The organism is Pseudomonas sp. WMBT8 (assembly GCF_050916005.1).
GTDB lineage: Bacteria > Pseudomonadota > Gammaproteobacteria > Pseudomonadales > Pseudomonadaceae > Aquipseudomonas.
Genome location: NZ_CP188096.1, coordinates 2,797,483 through 2,816,156, shown reverse-complemented (window position 1 = coordinate 2,816,156; position 18,674 = coordinate 2,797,483). Strand labels below are relative to the sequence as shown.

Here is an 18,674-nt window from a genome sequence, read left to right as displayed (position 1 = left end):
CCCCTGAGACAACTTTGCACTGTACCGACGATGGCGAACCGCTATATATTCCCATACATAGCGATTAACTATAACAAGCCGCCACGTCGGCACCCCAAGGAGCTGCTTCATGATGATTCGCGCCCAACGCCTGGCCCCCACCGGCCTGGCCACCCTGATCGCCCTCTTTACCTTGGGCACAGCCCACGCCGATGAAGTACAAGTGGCCGTCGCCGCCAACTTCACCGCGCCGATCCAGGCGATCGCCGCCGACTTCGAAAAAGACACCGGGCACAAACTGGTCGCCGCCTACGGGGCCACCGGGCAGTTCTATACCCAGATCAAGAACGGCGCGCCGTTTGAAGTGTTCCTCAGCGCCGACGACACCACCCCGCAAAAGCTCGAAAGCGAAGGCGACACCCTCAAGGGCTCGCGCTTCACCTATGCCGTGGGCACCCTGGCGCTGTGGTCGGCCAAGGAAGGTTATGTGGATGCCAAGGGCGCGGTGCTGCAAAAAAATGAATACCAGCACCTGTCCATCGCCAACCCGAAAGCCGCACCCTACGGCCTCGCGGCTACCCAGGTCCTGGCCAAGCTGGGCCTGACCGACAAGGTCAAGAGCAAGCTGGTCGAAGGCCAGAACATCACCCAGGCCTATCAGTTTGTGTCCACCGGCAATGCCGAGTTGGGCTTTGTCGCCTTGTCGCAAATCTATAAAGACGGCAAAGTCAGCAGCGGCTCGGCGTGGATTGTGCCGGGCGAGATGCATGACCCAATCAAACAGGACGCGGTGATCCTCAACAAAGGCAAGGACAACCCGGCCGCCAAGGCACTGGTTGACTACCTCAAGGGGCCGAAAGCCGCTGCCGTTATCAAATCCTACGGTTATCAACTGTAAATGCCACTATCGAGTGCCGATTTTTCCGCGATCTGGCTGACCCTGAAACTGGCGTCGCTGACCACCGTGATTCTGCTGATTATCGGCACTCCCATCGCCCTGTGGCTGTCGCACACCCGTTCCTGGTGGCGCGGGCCGATTGGCGCGGTGGTCGCCCTGCCCCTGGTGCTGCCGCCGACGGTGATTGGCTTCTACCTGCTGCTGACCATGGGTCCCCATGGCTACCTCGGGCAGTTCACCCAATGGCTGGGCCTGGGCACCCTGACCTTCAGCTTCGCCGGCCTGGTGATTGGCTCGGTGATCTATTCCATGCCGTTTGTGGTGCAACCGTTGCAAAACGCGTTCTCGGCCATCGGCAGCCGTCCCCTGGAAGTTGCCGCGACGTTGCGGGCCAATCCCTGGGATACATTTTTCACGGTGATCCTGCCGCTGGCCCGCCCCGGCTTTATCACCGCGTCGATCCTCGGCTTCGCCCATACCGTGGGCGAGTTTGGCGTGGTGCTGATGATTGGCGGCAATATCCCCGACAAGACCCGCGTGGTCTCGGTGCAGATCTACGACCACGTCGAAGCCATGGAATACGCCCAAGCCCACTGGCTGGCCGGGGCCATGGTGGTGTTTTCTTTCCTGGTGTTGCTGGCGCTCTACTCCAGCCGTAAAACCAAAGCGGGTTGGAGCTGATGTCGATGATCGAGGTGCGCCTGCAACTGCACTACTCCGGATTTGCCCTGGACGTGGACCTCAAGCTGCCAGGGCGCGGCGTCACCGCGCTCTACGGGCATTCGGGTTCGGGCAAGACCACGTGCCTGCGCTGCATTGCCGGGCTGGAACGGGCCGGCGATGGATTTGTGCAAATCAACGATCAGGTCTGGCAAGACAGCCGCAACGGCGTGTTTGTGCCGCCGCACAAGCGCGCCCTGGGTTATGTGTTTCAAGAAGCCAGCCTGTTTCCCCACCTGTCGGTGCTGGCCAACCTGGAGTTCGGCCTCAAGCGGATCCCCAAGGCCCAGCGTCGCGTGGACATGGCCCACGCCACGCAATTGCTGGGGATCGGCCACCTGTTGGATCGCCACCCCCAGCATTTGTCCGGCGGTGAGCGCCAACGCGTAGGCATCGCCCGCGCCCTGCTCACCAGCCCGCAGCTATTGCTGATGGACGAACCCCTGGCCGCCCTCGACAGCCAGCGCAAAGGCGAGATCCTGCCCTACCTGGAACGCCTGCACGATCAACTGGAAATCCCGGTGCTGTACGTCAGCCATGCCCAGGATGAAGTGGCGCGCCTGGCCGATCACATTGTCCTGCTCAGTGAGGGCAAGGCCCTGGCCAGCGGGCCGATTGGCGAGACCCTGGCGCGGCTCGACCTGCCGCTGGCCCTGGGCGACGATGCCGGCGTGGTGATCAACGGCACGGTCAGCGAGCATGACGCCCATTACCAACTGCTGACCCTGCAATTGCCCGATGGCCCACTGCAAATGCGCGTGGCCCACGCGCCGCTGGAGCTGGGCAAACACTTGCGGTTCAAGGTGCAGGCCCGGGACGTGAGCCTCAGCCTGCAACCTGGGGAGCACAGCAGTATCCTCAATTGCTTGCCCGTGACCGTGACCCAGGAGATCCCTGCCGATAACAGTGCGCATGTGCTGGTACGGCTCGACGCGGCGGGTACGCCGCTGCTGGCGCGCATCACCCGTTATTCCCGGGACCAGTTGCAAGTGCATCCCGGCCAGGCGTTATGGGCACAGATCAAGGCGGTCGCCGTACTGGCTTGAACGCACGGCCCGGTGCTGCGGTCAATCAGGCATACCGGCCTGATTTGTTGCCAAGGACTCTGCCATGCCCGACTCCACCCTGCCCGTCGACCTGCCCCGTGACCTGCACTACGTTGACGACAGTCAGCCGGGCCTGAGCCGCCGTAAACTGCGGGGCAAGTTCCAGTACTTCCAGAGCGACGGCCAACGCATCAGCGACGCCGACGAAATCCAGCGCATCAACGCCCTGGCCATCCCGCCGGCCTATACCGATGTGTGGATCTGCGCCGACCCCAAGGGCCATCTACAGGCCACCGGCCGCGATGCCCGCGGCCGCAAGCAATACCGTTATCACCCACGCTGGCGTGAAGTGCGCGACAGCGACAAGTATTCGCGCCTGCAGCAGTTCGGCAACGCGCTGCCCAAATTGCGCAAGCAGCTACAAGCGCAAATCGATGCGCCGGGTTTCAACCGCGAGAAGGTCCTGGCCACCGTCGTGCTGTTGCTCGATGCCACGCTGATCCGCGTCGGCAACAGCCAATACGCCCGCGATAACCGCTCCTATGGCCTGACCACCCTGCGTACCCGCCACGTGGATATCAAGGGCAGCGAAATCCAGTTCCAGTTCCGTGGCAAGAGCGGCGTCGAGCACCAGGTCAGTATCAAGGACCGGCGCCTGGCCACCGTGCTCAAGCGCTGCCTGGAGTTGCCGGGGCAGAACCTGTTCCAGTACCTGGACGAGAACGGCGAGCGGCATACCGTCAGCTCCACCGACGTCAACGCCTACCTGCACAGCCTCACCGGCGCCGACTTTACCGCCAAGGACTACCGCACTTGGGCCGGCAGTGCCCTGGCCCTGGCCGTGTTGCGCGAACTGGCATGGCAACCGGAGTCGGATGCAAAACGGCATGTGGTGGAGATGGTCAAGAATGTCGCCCGGCAACTGGGCAATACCCCGGCGGTGTGCCGCAAATGCTACATCCACCCGGCCGTGCTGGAGCACTTCAGCCTGGGCGGCCTGGCGAAACTGCCCCGGCCCAGGGTGCGCAAGGGCTTGAAAGCCGAAGAAGTGGGGTTGGCGATGTTTCTTGAGCAACTGTAGGCACTGACGCCACCGATGTAGGAAAAATGACTGAACTGCGCTAGGCTACCAATCCCTCCCGACTGCAGGACGACCGCCGACGTGAACAACTAAGCCTTCCAACATGTAAACGCAACGAGCCGCCTGGCGCGCTTGTTGGCTTGTGCCACATTGTTCTGGAGGTGCTGATGACTGACGTCAACCGGCTGCCTGTACTTGTTTCCTTGCATCACCTGGGTTTTCAGTTCGCCGATGGCGAGACTTTGCTGGAAGACCTCAACCTGTCCATCGATTGCACCCCGACCGGGATTGTCGGCCGGAATGGCATGGGCAAGAGTGTGTTGGCGCGCCTGCTGGCCGGCGTGCTTGAGCCATCCCATGGGGTTATCAAATCCTCGGCGCGTATCGCCTATGTCCCACAAAGCATTGAGCTGTTACCGGGGCAGACTGTGGCCCAGGTCTGCGGTTGCGCGCCTATTCTGGCGGCACTTGAGCGCCTGGCCGCGGGCCGCGCGCAGGCCGACGACCTGGAACTGATCGATGATCGCTGGGACCTGGCCGAACGCCTGCGCCAGGCCCTGGACGGCGCCGGTCTGGCCGAGATCGACCCCGATCAGCCCGCCGGCCAACTCAGCGGTGGGCAACTGGCCAGGATCGCCCTGATTGGTGGCCTGCTGGGCGCGCCGCAGTTGCTGATTCTCGACGAACCCACCAACCACCTCGACAGTGCCGGCCGCGATTGGCTGCTGGCGACCCTTGGCGCCTGGCGCGGCGGCCTGGTGGTGGTCAGCCACGACCGACGCCTGCTCAATACCCTGGGGCGGATCATCGAACTGTCGCCCCTCGGGGCCCGGCTCTATGGCGGCAACTACGATGACTATCGGGCGCAGCGTGATGCCGAGCAACAGGCCGCTCAGGCCGCCCTGGAACATGCCCGGCTGGATCGGCGGCGCGAGCACCAGCGCCTGAAAAAGGCTATCGACAGTTTCCAGCGCCACGCCGCCAGTGCCCGTAAACATGCAGAGACCGCCAATGTCGATGCCTTCACCAAATCCCGCTGGAAAGGCGCCGCCAATGAAATCGTCAGCAACGTGCGCAGCGCCCATGTGCAGCACAAGCAGGCCTTGAACGAACGCGTGCGCACGGCCCACGAACGGGTGGTGGACGAAACGCCGACCTTCCTTGCCTTGCCCGGCACACCCCTGCCGGCTGGCCGCCAAGTGCTAACCCTGATCGACTGCCAGTTGCCCTGGCTCGATCCCCGCGCGCCGAGCACCCTGATCAACGCGAGCCTGTGCGGGCCGGTCCGGGTTGCGGTCCACGGGCCCAATGGCTGCGGCAAGTCCACCCTGCTCAAGCTGCTGGCGGGGCATTGGCAACCTGTCAGCGGCGCATGCACGGTTCATGTACCCAGCGCCTATCTCGACCAGCACTTGACCCTGCTCGATGACCAGCAGTCGATCGTCGAGCAACTGAAATTGATGGACACGCCACTGGCCGAAGCCGAACTGCGCACCCGTCTGGCGCTGTTGCAACTGGATGCATGGCGCGTCACCCAGCCCATCGGCCAGCTCAGCGGTGGCGAGCGCTTGAAGGCTGCCATGGCGATTGCCTTGTGGCGCAAGGTTCCCGCGCAATTGCTGCTCCTGGATGAGCCGACCAACCATCTGGACCTGGAGTCGGTGATGGCCTTCGAACAGGCTTTACAGGGATTTACCGGGGCGCTGATTGCGGTCTCCCATGACGCAGCGTTTCTCAAGGCACTGGCGCCGACTCACGTTCTGAGCTGGGACGTCATGGGCTGGCGCTTGGAAGTGAACTGAAGGATGTGCCAAGTCATTGCAGTCAACCGGAAAGCGCCCTACGGTAGTGGCCGGATAATCTCATAGAGGAACCTCTCGCCGTGCTGCCCTCTTCCCCTAAGCCCATGGTCAATACTGCCTTGCAGCACCAGCACAAATGGCGGGGGCGCATCGGCCTGACGCTGGTGGCCAGCCTTTCGGTGCTGGCCGGCATGACCGACGCCATCGGTTTCATGGCTAGTGGCGATTTTGTCTCGTTCATGAGCGGCAATACCACGCGGCTGGCGGTGGCAATCAGTGAGGGTGACCTGGGGCTGACCGGGCGCCTCACCCTGTTGGTGGCAACGTTTATCCTGGGCAATGCGCTGGGGGTGATCATCAGCCGCGTGAGCAAGCGCCATGCGCTGCCGTTGTTGCTGTGTATTGCCACGCTATTGTGCGGCGCCGCGGCGTGGCCGATGGCCGAGCAGTTGCCGGCAGTACTGGCTGCGATCATTGCCATGGGCATGCTCAATGCGGCGGTGGAACAGGTCAATGGCTTGCCCGTGGGGCTGACTTACGTGACCGGCGCGTTGTCGCGTTTCGGTCGCGGCCTGGGGCGCTGGATGCTGGGGGAGCGCCGCAATGGCTGGCGCGTGCAGTTGATTCCCTGGGCCGGGATGTTTGTCGGCGCGGTGATCGGTGCTGTGCTGGAGCACCAGATGGGGATCCGGGCACTGTTGGTCAGCGGCCTGCTGTCGGCGCTGCTGGGCCTGGTGTCGCTGAAGATTCCGCGGCGCTGGCACCTGGGCTATATGCCACGTTGAAAAGGTGCTTGCCCGACATTTAGGCCTCGACATCCATGTACTGGTAAAGAGCCATCATGTCGGGCAAGCGCTGGCATTTTAAGACAAAGCCGGCGCAGTGTCCGCTGGGCATTTCTGAAGATTTCTAAAGAAACAACCTACAGGCAGGTCGCCAAGGCGGCCAGACGGCGCTTGGCAGCCCAATTGTCCTGCACTGCGTAGTAACTGACCGTGGTGCTGGTACCGGCGCTGCGCACATCGACAAAGTAGTCACCGCCCGTGGTGTACACCGTATGGCCACCGCCTTGCGCAGGCTCCATGAAGCCGCCGGCGTCGACGCCGAATACCGCCTCGTCCTGCCAGCCAAACTGGATGCATTGGGCTACGACCAGGGCCGCCTTATCAGACGCCAGGGTTTTATAGGGCGCGCCAGCGCGTGCGTCTTTCATCTTCGAACCTGCGCAACCGGCCAGCGCCGCCACGATCAACGCACCTATCACCACCTTCCGCATGCCATCGCTTCCTTGAAAAAAACGCGACTGTACCACTGCCTACAACAACCAGCGAAACAGATAGAACAGCGCCATGCTCAACAGCACCGTGGTCAACACGCTGCGGGTCCAGAACATCAGGGCCACCGCACAGATCCCGGCCAGCAGGTAGGGGTTGGTGGGGCTCAGGTTGAGCTTGTGTTCGGCGAGGAAAATGATCGGCCCGCAAATCGCCGTCAACATGCCGGGTACCGCAAACCCGAGAAACTCCCGGGCGCCGCGGTTCAGGCGCACCGGCAAGCGCGGTTCAAGAAACAGATAACGGTTGAAAAACACCGCCAGACCCATGCCGATAATCATCACAAAAATCATCGCTGCCCCACTCCCAAGCGTTTGCAGGCATACCCTGCGCTCATCCCCAACAACCCCGACACCACCACCGCCGACTCCCAGTGCCAGTAGCTGAGCAGCACCGAAAACAGCAGGGCCACTGCCACGCACACCACCGTCGGCACATCACGCACAACCGGGGTGATCAAGGCGATGAAGGTCGCGGCGATGGAGAACTCCAGGCCCAGTTGATCGAGGTTGGGGATGCTCTTGCCGAGCACGATGCCGGCCAGGGTGAACAGGTTCCAGGCCACGTAGAACGTCAGGCCCACGCCCAGGGCATACCAGCGGTTGAAGGTCTGGCGGTCGTATTGGCTGACCAGGGCGAAGAATTCGTCGGTCAGCAAAAAGCCCAGGCTCATGCGCCAGCGCGCCGGCAAGGGCGACAGGGTGCTACGCATATGCATGCCATACAGCAAGTGCTGGGAGGTCAGCAGCAAGGTGGTGAGCAAAATGGCGATCAGGCTCGCGCCGCTCTTGACCATGCCAATCGCCACCAACTGTGCGGCACCGGCAAACACAATGGCCGACAGGCCCTGGCTTTCCAGCGGGGTGAATTGAGCGTCAATCGCCAGGGAACCGGCGAGCAGGCCCCACGGGGCGCACGCCAACGACAGGGGAATAATCGCAATCGCGCCACGGGCGAAGGCGTAATGCGGCAAGGCAGTAGGCATGGACAACAGGCTCATCGACAGACAGTCGGCAAGCATGGCAGCGCCAAACAGGATTGTCTTGAACGATCTTGCAGGCAACACCCAGACGCCAGGAAGGAATGTTGCCTGCCTGATTTATGGCTGCAGGGCCGTGGCGGCCTTGTCGATAAATGCCGCCACTTCGCCAGCCCTTGAGGCCAGCGAGGCGTGACTGGCGTCCAGCGTGAGAATCTCCCGGGGCTTGATGCGCTCGGCCATGCGTACCTGGTTATCGGGGTGAATCATGTGGTCCTGGGTGGACACCTGATACCACGACGGCTTGTTCTTCCAGGCCGGATTGCTCACTTCATCGCCAAAGGTACTGGCCAGGGGCGCCTTCTGCGTAATTCCCAGCACGTCGCCCTCTGACTGCGGCAAGTCCTGGCAGAAGCTCTCATGGAACAACTCGGGCTTGACCCACAGGTAGCCATCGCTGTCCGGCACCAGGTTGGCGGCGGCCTCGGGCAGGTGTTGCTGGGTGATTGCGCCCGGACTTTCCCCCGCATCCGGGGCAAACGCGGCAATAAACACCAGGCCCTGGACGTTGGGCTCGTTGCCTGCCTGGGAAATGACCGCGCCCCCATAGGAATGCCCGACCAACAACACCGGCCCCTTGATCTGGGCCACCATCTTGCGTGTGCGTTCGGCGTCGTCGGCCAATGAAGTCAGGGGAATTTCCACCGCGTGCAAGTCGCGATAGCCCTTTTTCTGCAGTTCGACGATCACTCGGCTCCAATGGGCTGCGCCGCCCCAAAAGCCGTGTACCAGGACAATTGCCGGTTTTTCACTCATTCGATGACTTCCTGTGGATTGAGCATGGGGTCTTGCGGACAGCCGCGACCATGCCCAGTGTCAGCGCAGCCGGCTCGATCGTCACCCCCCAATCGCCGAACGGCTACGTGCCATTATCAGGCCAGCTTGACCGACACCCGCTCTACCGCATCCCGGGCCTCACGCAGTTCATGGGCATCCTGGTTAAGGCGGTGAATGGTGTTGAGCAGGCGCTGACGCAGCACTTCATCGCTGAGTTTTTCGACGGCGCGCATCAAGTCAAAAGCCGCGGTTTCGTTGTTGTCCGCGACAGAATCGAGGGTCTTGCGCAGGTTGCGAGTGGCACGGGTCACACCGTTACTTCCTTTATCACCAATGGCGGGCACTTTAGGACAGTTGTGTTTCATTTTAATTTCAACCACTTGGCACAGAACCTCGGTACCTTGTCACAGGTCAATCAAACGTCGAATCCCCCCCACAGAGAATGCCTTGATGCTTGCTGCCCTCGCCATCTTCCTGTTCACCATTGTCCTGGTCATCTGGCAACCCAAGGGTCTTGGCGTAGGCTGGAGTGCAACCATGGGCGCGATCCTCGCCCTGGCCTGTGGCGTGATCAGCCTGGCGGATATCCCGGTGGTGTGGCAGATCATCTGGAACGCCACCGGCACCTTCGTCGCCCTGATCATCATCAGCCTGATCCTCGACGAGGCCGGCTTTTTTGCCTGGGCCGCGTTGCATGTGGCGCGCTGGGGGCGGGGCCGGGGCCGCCGGCTGTTTGCCTATATGGTGTTGCTGGGGGCGCTGGTCTCGGCGCTGTTCGCCAATGACGGGGCGGCCCTGATCCTCACGCCGATTGTCATGTCGATGCTCCTGGCCCTGCGCTTCTCACCCGCCGCTACCCTGGCCTTCGTGATGGGTGCAGGGTTTATCGCCGACACCGCCAGCCTGCCGCTGGTGGTCTCCAACCTGGTGAATATCGTTTCGGCAGACTATTTCAACATCGGCTTCAACCAGTACGCGGCGGTGATGGTGCCGGTCAACCTGGTCAGCGTTGCCGCGACCCTGGCGGTGCTGCTGTGGTTCTTCCGGCGCGATATCCCGCACAGTTATGACCCCGCCGACCTGCCCGAGCCGGCCAGCGCGATTCATGACCCGGCAACCTTCCACGCCGCCTGGTGGGTGCTGGGCATCCTGCTGGTCGGCTGCTTTGCCCTCGAGCCCCTGGGCATTCCCATCAGTGCCATCTCGGCCGCCTGCGCCCTGCTCCTGCTGGTGATCGCCGCCAAAGGCCACAAGATCTCCACGCGCAAGGTACTCAAGGAAGCGCCCTGGCAGATCGTGATTTTTTCCCTGGGCATGTACCTGGTGGTGTACGGCCTGCGCAACGCCGGGCTGACCACGTACCTGGCCACCTGGCTCGACGCCTTCGCCAATTACGGCGTGTGGGGCGCCGCCCTGGGCACCGGCTTGCTGACGGCGCTGCTGTCTTCGGTGATGAACAATCTGCCGACGGTGCTGCTCGGTGCGCTGTCGATCGAGGCCAGCCATGCCGTGGGCGTGGTCAAGGAGGCAATGATTTACGCCAATGTGATCGGCAGCGACCTGGGGCCTAAAATCACGCCCATTGGGAGCCTGGCAACCTTGCTCTGGCTGCATATCCTGGCGCGCAAGGGCATCCGGATCACCTGGGGCTATTACTTCAAGGTCGGCATCGTGCTGACGCTGCCGGTGCTGCTGGTCACCCTGGCCGCGCTGGCCCTGCGCCTGACTATCTAAACAGGTATGCTTGGCCGCACCCGCCGCCACTGAGCCCACCCCATGAGTTCCCTGCACCACGCCTGGCTGGGCCATTACGAAATCAGCAGCACCACCTGCAGCGGCCTGACGTTTGCCCGCCATAGCCACGACGAATGCGTGATTGGCGTCAACCTGGTGGGCACCGAACAGGTGTGGCTGGACCGCCGCACTTTCGAGGCCGGGCCCGGCAGTATCACCCTGTACAACCCTGGCCAGATCCAGGGCGGCGGTGCGGCCGAGGGGGCGCCCTGGCACTTTGTCAGCCTGTACGCCGGTGCCGATTGCCTGGCCGACGACCTGGGGCTGGCGCACCTGGAGTTTGATCGCGCGCTGTGTTTTGCCCCTGCCCTGGCGGCGCAACTGGCGCACGCCGCCAAGGGCGCGCTGAGCGCCGACCCGCTGCTGCGGGGGCTGAACGAAGATGCCCTGGTGGTGCTGCTGGGCGAGGTGGTCAAGCTCAGTGGTGTGCGCCTGCCGGATGGCGCCAGCGCCGGGTCACGGCTCGTCGCCCAGGCCCAGGAGTTGCTCGCCGCGCAGTTGCATCAGGGTGTGGCACTGGACGCCCTGGGTGACGAGTTGGGCCTGTCGAAATTCCACGTATTGCGCACCTTCCAGAAAGAAACCGGCCTGAGCCCCCGCCAGTGGGCCATGCAACTGCGTACCCGCCGCGCGAAAGGCTTACTGCGCAGCGGCCTGAGCGCCGCCGAGGTTGCCCATGACCTGGGCTTTGCCGACCAGAGCCATCTCAACCGGCACTTCCGTGCGGCGTACGGAATTACCCCTGGCCGCTATCAGAGCGCAATCTGGTCCAAGACCCCTGCGTGCCCCCAGCCTCAGACTGACCTGTAGGAGCCGGCTTGCCGGCGATGGCATTTATGGGGATGGCGATGTTGACGATCTTTTTTTGCGCACTGGTATTCGGCTTTGTGTTTTGCCTGTCCCCTGGCGCGGTGCTGGCGGAAACCCTGCGCCGCGGCCTGTTGCATGGGTTCACCCCAGCGCTGCTGGTGCAAATAGGCTCGCTGGTAGGCGATGCGACCTGGGCGGTAATCGGCCTGACCGGCATGGCCCTGCTGATCCAGCACGAAGCGGTACGTGTGCCGCTGACCGCCGTTTGCGCGCTGTACCTGGCCTGGCTCGGCCTGCGCAGCCTGCAAGATGCCTGGCAGTTGCCGCAACCCGCCAGCGCACCCCCCAGCACCGGGCGCAATGCGCTGATGGTGGGGGCCGCCATCTCGTTGGCCAACCCCAAGAACATCGTGTATTGGGGCGCCCTGGGCAGTGCCTTGTCAGGCATCGTCGGCACCACGCCGAGTCATGGCCAGACCCTGGTGTTCTTCGCCGGTTTTATGCTGGCCTCGCTCCTGTCGTGTTTTTTGATTGCAGGCTTGGTCAATGTCTTGCGAAAGAACGCCTCGGCAACTTGGCAGCGAGTCAGTCATGGTGCCTGCGGCTTAGTATTGATTTATCTCGCACTATTGGCCGCATACAGTCTATGAACTTATATAGCCAATCAGGCCAATCTGAATAAAGTCTGAACGAACAACAAACAAGTTCATTACAGATTGACATCCCCTGCCTGCCTGAGTAAATTGCCCGTGCCTGCAACTAGGGCCTTTTTTTCAACCTCACAAAAGAAGCCAATGGACACAGTATCTAGTCGCTGTCCGCTCCCCGTGAATACAGGGGTCGGGCGCCAAACCCAGAGTAATGACGGGACTCGCCTTCCAGGCCGGGTAAGCTGCGCTAGAGCTTGATGCTCCAACGTAACTGCCTTGAGCCGGCGCAGTCCGGTCCCGAGGTGTGTTATGAATTTCCAGACCCTTGTTCTACCTGATGTACGCACGCTGGCCTCAGCCCTGCGTGCCAAGCTGTGCCGTGCTTCCATGGGCGTTGCCCCGGTGCGCCTGGCCTTGGCTTCCCCCTCCCCGCGTATCAATGTGCAACACCTGCAGGCGCACTGGCGCCTGTGCCCCACCACCGGCCATCTGGTCCAGCATTGGGACCATGCCGACCCTCAAGATCCGCAGAGACGGAACGTTTCCAGCCTGCTTGCCCAAGTGCGCCTGAGCCTGAGCGCGCGCGGCATAAGCCGACTGGAAACAGCAACTTCCTGATTATTGGTCAATTAATTAACTGGCGTTCCTTGCGAACTAAGCCAGCCGTAGTTTTCTGCGCGCCCGTTAATTAACTCGCCTCGTTAAAGTTATTAGACCCGATCGCAAAAACTGCGACTCGGCGTACCTGTGTTCGCCTGCCTGACGGCAAGTAACGGGTATGTCGACAGGAGTAAAAATCATGAGCGCCGTAAAAACCACGCAACTTGCAAACAAAAACAGCACCGCCCACGACAGCAAACTGTCGATGCGTGCCGCCCGCGAAGCGCAAAACGGCCTGGCAGCGACCCTGGCCAACGTCCGGGCGACCAAGGACGGCCTGACCGAACTGGATGCCAGCGCCCGCCTGCAACGCGAAGGCTATAACGAGGTGGCCCACGACAAGCCGCCCCACGCGGTGGTGCAGTTCCTCCAGGCCCTGAACAACCCGTTTATCTACGTACTGCTGACCCTTGCAGTGATCAGCTTTGTCACCGACTACTGGCTGCCGCTGCGCGCCGGTGAAGAAGTGGACCTGACCAAGGTCATTATCATCATGACCATGGTCGCCCTGAGCAGCCTGCTGCGCTTCTGGCAGGAACACCGCTCGGCCAAATCCGCCGAAGCCCTCAAGGCCATGGTACGCACCACCGCCACCGTGCTGCGCCGCGAGCAGGTCGGCGCCAAGCCCACCCTGCGCGAAGTGCCGATGCGTGAACTGGTGGCCGGCGATATCGTGCAACTGTCGGCCGGCGACATGATCCCGGCCGACATCCGCCTGATCGAGTCCCGCGACCTGTTTATCAGCCAGGCCGTGCTGACCGGCGAAGCCTTGCCGGTAGAAAAGTACGACACCCTGGGCGACGTCACACAAAAATCCGCCACGCTTCAAGCGCCAGACCAGAGCAACCTGCTGGACCTGCCCAACATCTGCTTCATGGGTACCAACGTGGTCAGCGGCCGCGCCCGGGCGGTGGTCGTGGCGACCGGGCCGCGTACCTATTTCGGTTCGCTGGCCAAGGCCATCGTCGGCTCCCGGGTGCAAACCGCCTTTGACCGTGGGGTGAACAGCGTCAGCTGGCTGCTGATCCGCTTCATGCTGGTGATGGTGCCCATCGTGTTTTTCCTCAACGGCTTTACCAAGGGCGATTGGGGCGACGCGTTCCTGTTTGCCCTGGCGGTGGCCGTGGGGCTGACCCCGGAAATGCTGCCGATGATCGTCAGCGCCAACCTGGCCAAGGGTGCGAATGCCATGGCCAAGCGCAAAGTGGTGGTCAAGCGCCTCAACGCGATCCAGAACTTCGGTTCGATGGACGTGCTGTGCACCGACAAGACCGGCACCCTGACCCAGGACAAAATCATCCTCGAGCACCACGTCAACGCCTTCGGCCAGCGGGACGACCAGGTGCTGTCCCTGGCCTGGCTCAACAGCCATCACCAAAGCGGCATGAAGAACCTGATGGATCAGGCGGTGCTCGCGTTCTCCCAGCACAACCCCAAGTTCCAGGTGCCGTTTGCCTACAGCAAGGTCGATGAACTGCCCTTCGACTTTGTGCGCCGGCGCCTGTCGATTGTGGTCAAGGACAGCCACGGCGATCACCTGCTGGTGTGCAAGGGCGCCGTGGAAGAAATGCTCGGCATTGCCACCCATGTGATGGAAGGCGCTAGCGCCGTGGCCCTGGACGAGGGTCGTCGCCAGGAATTGCTGCGCACCGCCAACGAGTTCAACGAGGACGGTTTCCGCGTGCTGGTGGTGGCCACCCGCAATATTCCCAAGGCCCTGGCGCGCCAGCAGTACACTCCCGCCGATGAACGCAACCTGGTGATCCACGGTTTCCTGACCTTCCTCGATCCGCCGAAGGAAACCGCCGGCCCGGCGATTGCCGCGCTGCAAGAGATCGGGGTCGCGGTCAAAGTGCTGACCGGCGATAACGCCGTGGTCACCCGCACCATCTGCCGCCAGGTCGGCCTGGAACCCGGCGAACCACTGCTGGGTGTGGACATCGAAGCCATGGACGATGCCACCCTCAAGCAGCAGGTCGAACAACGCACGGTGTTCGCCAAGCTGACCCCGCTGCAAAAGTCCCGGGTGCTCAAGGCCTTGCAGTCCAATGGTCACACCGTGGGCTTCCTCGGCGACGGCATCAACGATGCACCCGCCCTGCGCGATGCCGACGTCGGCATCTCGGTGGACAGCGCGACCGATATTGCCAAGGAATCGGCCGACATCATCCTCCTGGAAAAGAGCCTGATGGTCCTCGAAGAAGGTGTGCTTAAAGGCCGCGAGACCTTCGGCAATATCATGAAGTACCTGAACATGACGGCCAGCTCCAACTTCGGCAACGTGTTCTCGGTGCTGGTGGCCAGTGCGTTCATTCCTTTCATGCCGATGCTGGCGATCCACCTGCTCCTGCAAAACCTGATGTACGACATCTCCCAACTGGCCCTGCCGTGGGACAAGATGGACAAGGAATACCTGGCCAAGCCACGCAAGTGGGACGCGCAGAACATCGGGCGCTTCATGATCTGGATCGGGCCGACCTCGTCGATCTTCGACATCACCACCTTTGCCCTGATGTGGTACGTGTTCTCGGCCAATAGTGTGGAAATGCAGACCCTGTTCCAGTCCGGTTGGTTCGTCGAAGGGCTGCTCTCCCAGACCCTGGTGGTGCACATGCTGCGCACCCGCAAGATCCCGTTCTTCCAGAGCACCGCCGCCTGGCCGGTGTTGCTGATGACCAGCCTGGTCATCGCCCTGGGGATCTATGTGCCCTTCTCGCCCCTGGGCACGATCGTGGGCTTGCAGCCGTTGCCGTGGGCGTACTTCCCTTGGCTGGTCGGCACCTTGCTCGCCTACTGCTGCGTGGCACAACTGATGAAGACGATCTACATCCGCCGCTTCAAGCAGTGGTACTGAGCCGGAGCATAATCCCATGCACAAACACACCTTCCTGGCTGCCTTCGAGTGGCTGCCGGCGTCGCGGCAACGAGCGCTGCGCCGCAACCTGGTCTTTATCGGCGTGACCCTGGCCGTTGGCCTGGTGTCCAAGGCGATCGCCGCAGGCGGTTCCTACGTGGTCGATGATGGCGCCATCAACGCACCCGGCGAATGCAATGTCGACGCCGGCTACACCCGTTCAACACAGCGCACCACGCTCTCTACAGCCTGTACGTCGAGGGCATTGCCCAACCTGCAATGGGGCACGGCCCTCGAGGATGACCCTGAGCAGACCCAGCTCAGCCCGCAACTCAAGGGTTCATTGTGGGCCTGGCAGGATGCGGGCGTGGAGATCGCCTGGGCGGCGGCGGCGCATATCGCGCTGGATCGCCGGCATCCGTTCGACGGCGCCGACCTGGGCCTGCCGCTGACCTGGCAAGCGTTCGAGACACTGAGCTTGAACCTCAATGCCGGCTGGGCCCATGCCTATGACAATGGCGAACAAAACCACCGACTGACCTGGGGCACAGGCCTGGAATACCGCTTGGCGGACTCATTGACGCTATTGGCAGAACGCTATGGCCAACAAGGCGGCGACCAGGCCTGGCAAGCCGGGCCGCGAGTGCATCTGGGTCAGCAAGTGGATGTAGACCTGGTGGTCGGGCACAACCTGACCGGGGATCGCGACCGCTGGCTGACGACGGGGGCTACCCTGCGGTTCTGAAACACCGGAGGGAAATCAATGTAGGAGCTGTCTCGCCCAGCGAGGCTGCGATAGCGGCGGCATGGCTGGCATTGATGTTGGCTGAGCCACCGCTATCGCCGCCTCGCTAAGGCTCGACAGCTCCTACAGGGTTCATCGGGGTTTGCGGGATCTGCGGACCCTTGACGCTGGCGACCTACAGCGAACACGTCATGCCAGCCGAGCAAAAATAATGTAGGAGCTGTCGAGCCCCGGCGAGGCTGCGATGGCGGCGGCATGGCTGGCATTGATGTTGGCTGGGCCACCGCTATCGCAGCCTCGCTAAGGCTCGACAGCTCCTACAGGGCTCATCGGGGTTTGCGGGATCTGCGGATCCTTGACGCTGGCGACCTACAGCGAACACGTCATGCCAACCGAGCAAAAATAATGTAGGAGCTGTCGAGCCCCAGCGAGGCTGCGATGGCGGCGGCATGGCTGGCATTGATGTTGGCTGAACCACCGCTATCGCCGCCTCGCTGGGGCTCGACAGCTCCTACAGGGTTCATCGGGGTTTGCGGGATCTGCGGATCCTTGACGCTGGCGGCCTACAGCGAACACGTCATGCCAGCTGGGCAAAAAATAATGTAGGAGCTGTCGAGCCCCGGCGAGGCGGCGATGGCGGCGGTATGGCTGGCATCGATGTTGGCTGAGCCACCGCTATCGCAGCCTCGCTGGGGCTCGACAGCTCCTACAGGGTTCATCGGGGGTTGCGGGATCTGCGGATCCTTGACGCTGGCGGCCTACAGCGAACACGTCATGCCAGCTGGGCAAAAATAATGTAGGAGCTGCCGAGCCCCGGCGAGGCGGCGATGGCGGCGGTATGGCTGGCATTGATGTTGGCTGAGCCACCGCTATCGCCGCCTCGCTAAAGCTCGACAGCTCCTACAGGGTTCATCGGGGTTTGCGGGATCTGCGGATCCTTGACGCTGGCGGCCTACAGCGACCACGCCATGCCAGCTGGGCAAAAATAATGTAGGAGCTGTCGAGCCCCGGCGAGGCGGCGATGGCGGCGGTATGGCTGGCATTGATGTTGGCTGGGCCACCGCTATCGCAGCCTCGCTAAAGCTCGACAGCTCCTACAGGGTTCATCGGGATTTGCGGGATCTGCGGATCCTTGACGCTGGCGGCCTACAGCGAACACGTCATGCCAGCCGGGCAAAAATAATGTAGGAGCTGTCGAGCCCCAGCGAGGCTGCGATGGCGACGGTATGGCTGGCATTGATGTTGGCTGGGCCACCGCTATCGCCGCCTCGCTAAAGCTCGACAGCTCCTACAGGGTTTGTGCTGCACTCAAAATCTACAACCGGGCAGATCCATGGGGGAGCTTGCCTGCGACAGCGGTCTACCAGCCGGCAAAAATGGTAACTGCACCACCGTCATCGCGGGCAAGCCAACGCCTACACTGCCTGGGCTATCGCGCTATAACGGCAAAGGCTCCCGCGAGCGCAGTAACATGCCCTGCGCCGGCACTCGCGCATGCCATTTCACCACGCCCTGCGCTTCGACACGGTACTGGCTGCGAAACCGCTGGCCATCCAGGTCGATGTCCAGTTGCAGCAGGAAGTGGTCACCATTGAGCTGCAGACCTTCGCTCAAACGCTCAAACATCGCGTCATCCATCGCCCCCAGCGCCTGGCGCAGTTCGCCTGCATCGCGATAGCCCCCCGCCGGGCGCGCGCTGACCAGGCGGGTCAGCACCGAACGCGACACTTCGCCCTCGTACAACGCATCCAGCAGCGGCAGCATTTCCAGGTTCAGCGCATTGGCGTTCAGGCGCCAGCCTGCGGTCTCGTCCAGGCTGCATAGCTGCGGGTAGCGCAACGCCCGCAGTGGGTCGGGCAGCGCCAGCAGGTTCAGCTCGCTGATATCGCGCATGCGTTGATTGGCCGCCAGGCGCGGTGGCGACTGGCGCAGGTATTCGTTGCTTTCGGCACCTTGCAGGCGGGTCTGCTGGTCGGCGTCGAGCCAGTCGGCCAGGGTCTGGGCCAGGCGTTCGGCAGCCATGTCCGCCCCCAGCAAATGCACCAACTGACGCTGGGCACGCTCGGCTTCAGGGCCGATCAGCGCGTTGACGTTGAAGCAGGTGTGCAGGTCGCGAATCTGAATGCTCGCCTTGCCCCCCTTGAAGTCATAAGCCAGCGGCTGCCCGCGCATGGCCTGCCAGAACAACGGGCTGGCGCGCCACAACGGGTCTTGCAGGGCCTGCTCGGTAAAGGCCAGCGCCGCCCGCTCGATCGCCCGCGCCTGCACGCGCTGCTGCACCAGACGCACGCTGTCGACCTGCTGGCGCCCCTGCTCGACCATCCAGGCCATGCCGCCCGCCAGCATCGCCAGGGCCACCAGCACCATCAACAACGCCGCCCCCTGCTGCCGATTTCTGTCCATTGCCCAGCCACCTTTTATGTAGATCCTGGCGACAGTCAACACAGTGGATGTTTCAACCAGGTGGCAGGCTCACACAATTCCC

18 protein-coding genes are annotated in these 18,674 nt (G+C 62.5%); 12 read left to right on the top strand and 6 right to left on the bottom strand.

Features of this window, described 5'->3' with window-relative positions:
* Positions 1–109 precede the first annotated feature (109 nt).
* From modA to ACO77H_RS13235, 6 genes are all read left to right on the top strand, one after another.
* Positions 110–877, top strand: a complete 768-nt coding sequence (modA, locus tag ACO77H_RS13260) for a molybdate ABC transporter substrate-binding protein (protein WP_432755660.1) — start codon at positions 110–112, stop codon at positions 875–877.
* Positions 878–1,558 carry a molybdate ABC transporter permease subunit gene (gene modB, locus ACO77H_RS13255; RefSeq protein WP_169955822.1) on the top strand — a complete coding sequence of 227 codons (681 nt, stop codon included), beginning with the start codon at positions 878–880 and terminating at the stop codon, positions 1,556–1,558. It abuts the gene before it with no gap.
* Complete coding sequence (gene modC, locus ACO77H_RS13250) at positions 1,558–2,643, top strand: molybdenum ABC transporter ATP-binding protein (protein ID WP_432755659.1); 1,086 nt, start codon at positions 1,558–1,560, stop codon at positions 2,641–2,643. The genes modB and modC overlap by 1 nt, the downstream gene beginning before the upstream one ends.
* Positions 2,644–2,707: 64 nt before the next feature.
* Positions 2,708–3,724 carry a DNA topoisomerase IB gene (locus tag ACO77H_RS13245; RefSeq protein WP_169955820.1) on the top strand — a complete coding sequence of 339 codons (1,017 nt, stop codon included), beginning with the start codon at positions 2,708–2,710 and terminating at the stop codon, positions 3,722–3,724.
* A gap of 167 nt (positions 3,725–3,891) precedes the next feature.
* Positions 3,892–5,526 carry an ABC-F family ATP-binding cassette domain-containing protein gene (locus ACO77H_RS13240; RefSeq protein ID WP_432755658.1) on the top strand — a complete coding sequence of 545 codons (1,635 nt, stop codon included), beginning with the start codon at positions 3,892–3,894 and terminating at the stop codon, positions 5,524–5,526.
* 80 nt (positions 5,527–5,606) lie between these two features.
* On the top strand, positions 5,607–6,311 hold the full coding sequence (locus ACO77H_RS13235; RefSeq protein ID WP_169955818.1) for a DUF1275 family protein: 705 nt from the start codon (positions 5,607–5,609) through the stop codon (positions 6,309–6,311).
* A gap of 137 nt (positions 6,312–6,448) precedes the next feature.
* Here the strand turns inward: ACO77H_RS13235 and ACO77H_RS13230 are convergent, their stop codons facing one another.
* From ACO77H_RS13230 to ACO77H_RS13210, 5 genes are all read right to left on the bottom strand, one after another.
* Positions 6,449–6,802: a lipoprotein gene (locus ACO77H_RS13230; RefSeq protein ID WP_432755657.1), complete on the bottom strand. Its 354-nt coding sequence runs from the start codon at positions 6,800–6,802 to the stop codon at positions 6,449–6,451.
* A gap of 39 nt (positions 6,803–6,841) precedes the next feature.
* Positions 6,842–7,153, bottom strand: coding sequence for an AzlD domain-containing protein (locus ACO77H_RS13225; protein WP_169955816.1), 312 nt, complete (start codon positions 7,151–7,153; stop codon positions 6,842–6,844).
* The gene (locus ACO77H_RS13220) at positions 7,150–7,845 is read right to left on the bottom strand and encodes an AzlC family ABC transporter permease (protein WP_057440118.1); all 696 of its coding nucleotides are present in this window, start codon (positions 7,843–7,845) and stop codon (positions 7,150–7,152) included. Before ACO77H_RS13220 ends, ACO77H_RS13225 begins: the two co-directional genes overlap by 4 nt.
* 114 nt (positions 7,846–7,959) lie before the next feature.
* A complete protein-coding gene (locus tag ACO77H_RS13215) occupies positions 7,960–8,655 on the bottom strand; it encodes an alpha/beta hydrolase (RefSeq protein ID WP_170058055.1) in 696 nt (231 codons plus the stop codon).
* 116 nt (positions 8,656–8,771) lie between these two features.
* The gene (locus ACO77H_RS13210) at positions 8,772–8,987 is read right to left on the bottom strand and encodes a hypothetical protein (RefSeq protein ID WP_003212603.1); all 216 of its coding nucleotides are present in this window, start codon (positions 8,985–8,987) and stop codon (positions 8,772–8,774) included.
* 139 nt (positions 8,988–9,126) lie between these two features.
* Here ACO77H_RS13210 and ACO77H_RS13205 point away from each other — a divergent pair, with 139 nt between their 5' ends.
* The 6 genes from ACO77H_RS13205 (at position 9,127) to ACO77H_RS13180 (ending at position 16,189) form a co-directional block, all read left to right on the top strand.
* Positions 9,127–10,410 (top strand): arsenic transporter, encoded by a 1,284-nt coding sequence (locus ACO77H_RS13205; protein ID WP_432755656.1) that lies wholly within the window; start codon positions 9,127–9,129, stop codon positions 10,408–10,410.
* Positions 10,411–10,452: 42 nt separating this feature from the next.
* The gene (locus tag ACO77H_RS13200) at positions 10,453–11,280 is read left to right on the top strand and encodes an AraC family transcriptional regulator (RefSeq protein ID WP_432755655.1); all 828 of its coding nucleotides are present in this window, start codon (positions 10,453–10,455) and stop codon (positions 11,278–11,280) included.
* Positions 11,281–11,318: 38 nt separating this feature from the next.
* Positions 11,319–11,930 (top strand): LysE family transporter, encoded by a 612-nt coding sequence (locus tag ACO77H_RS13195; protein ID WP_432755654.1) that lies wholly within the window; start codon positions 11,319–11,321, stop codon positions 11,928–11,930.
* Positions 11,931–12,239: 309 nt separating this feature from the next.
* The gene (locus tag ACO77H_RS13190; protein WP_432755653.1) at positions 12,240–12,548 is read left to right on the top strand and encodes a hypothetical protein; all 309 of its coding nucleotides are present in this window, start codon (positions 12,240–12,242) and stop codon (positions 12,546–12,548) included.
* Positions 12,549–12,729: 181 nt separating this feature from the next.
* Positions 12,730–15,444: a magnesium-translocating P-type ATPase gene (mgtA, locus tag ACO77H_RS13185; protein WP_432755652.1), complete on the top strand. Its 2,715-nt coding sequence runs from the start codon at positions 12,730–12,732 to the stop codon at positions 15,442–15,444.
* A 16-nt stretch (positions 15,445–15,460) separates the two neighbouring features.
* A complete protein-coding gene (locus ACO77H_RS13180) occupies positions 15,461–16,189 on the top strand; it encodes a hypothetical protein (protein WP_432755651.1) in 729 nt (242 codons plus the stop codon).
* Between the two features lie 1,437 nt (positions 16,190–17,626).
* Here ACO77H_RS13180 and gspK read toward each other — a convergent pair.
* On the bottom strand, positions 17,627–18,592 hold the full coding sequence (gspK, locus tag ACO77H_RS13175; protein ID WP_169955808.1) for a type II secretion system minor pseudopilin GspK: 966 nt from the start codon (positions 18,590–18,592) through the stop codon (positions 17,627–17,629).
* Positions 18,593–18,674 lie beyond the last annotated feature (82 nt).

Bases quoted from the DNA above. Each gene is read 5' to 3' on its own strand.
- modA (WP_432755660.1), top strand. From the start codon at position 110: ATGATGATTCGCGCCCAACGCCTGGCCCCCACCGGCCTGGCCACCCTG.
- modB (WP_169955822.1), top strand. From the start codon at position 878: ATGCCACTATCGAGTGCCGATTTTTCCGCGATCTGGCTGACCCTGAAA.
- modC (WP_432755659.1), top strand. From the start codon at position 1,558: ATGTCGATGATCGAGGTGCGCCTGCAACTGCACTACTCCGGATTTGCC.
- ACO77H_RS13245 (WP_169955820.1), top strand. From the start codon at position 2,708: ATGCCCGACTCCACCCTGCCCGTCGACCTGCCCCGTGACCTGCACTAC.
- ACO77H_RS13240 (WP_432755658.1), top strand. From the start codon at position 3,892: ATGACTGACGTCAACCGGCTGCCTGTACTTGTTTCCTTGCATCACCTG.
- ACO77H_RS13230 (WP_432755657.1), bottom strand. From the start codon at position 6,802: ATGCGGAAGGTGGTGATAGGTGCGTTGATCGTGGCGGCGCTGGCCGGT.
- ACO77H_RS13225 (WP_169955816.1), bottom strand. From the start codon at position 7,153: ATGATTTTTGTGATGATTATCGGCATGGGTCTGGCGGTGTTTTTCAAC.
- ACO77H_RS13220 (WP_057440118.1), bottom strand. From the start codon at position 7,845: ATGCCTACTGCCTTGCCGCATTACGCCTTCGCCCGTGGCGCGATTGCG.
- ACO77H_RS13215 (WP_170058055.1), bottom strand. From the start codon at position 8,655: ATGAGTGAAAAACCGGCAATTGTCCTGGTACACGGCTTTTGGGGCGGC.
- ACO77H_RS13205 (WP_432755656.1), top strand. From the start codon at position 9,127: ATGCTTGCTGCCCTCGCCATCTTCCTGTTCACCATTGTCCTGGTCATC.
- ACO77H_RS13200 (WP_432755655.1), top strand. From the start codon at position 10,453: ATGAGTTCCCTGCACCACGCCTGGCTGGGCCATTACGAAATCAGCAGC.
- ACO77H_RS13195 (WP_432755654.1), top strand. From the start codon at position 11,319: ATGTTGACGATCTTTTTTTGCGCACTGGTATTCGGCTTTGTGTTTTGC.
- ACO77H_RS13190 (WP_432755653.1), top strand. From the start codon at position 12,240: ATGAATTTCCAGACCCTTGTTCTACCTGATGTACGCACGCTGGCCTCA.
- mgtA (WP_432755652.1), top strand. From the start codon at position 12,730: ATGAGCGCCGTAAAAACCACGCAACTTGCAAACAAAAACAGCACCGCC.
- ACO77H_RS13180 (WP_432755651.1), top strand. From the start codon at position 15,461: ATGCACAAACACACCTTCCTGGCTGCCTTCGAGTGGCTGCCGGCGTCG.
- gspK (WP_169955808.1), bottom strand. From the start codon at position 18,592: ATGGACAGAAATCGGCAGCAGGGGGCGGCGTTGTTGATGGTGCTGGTG.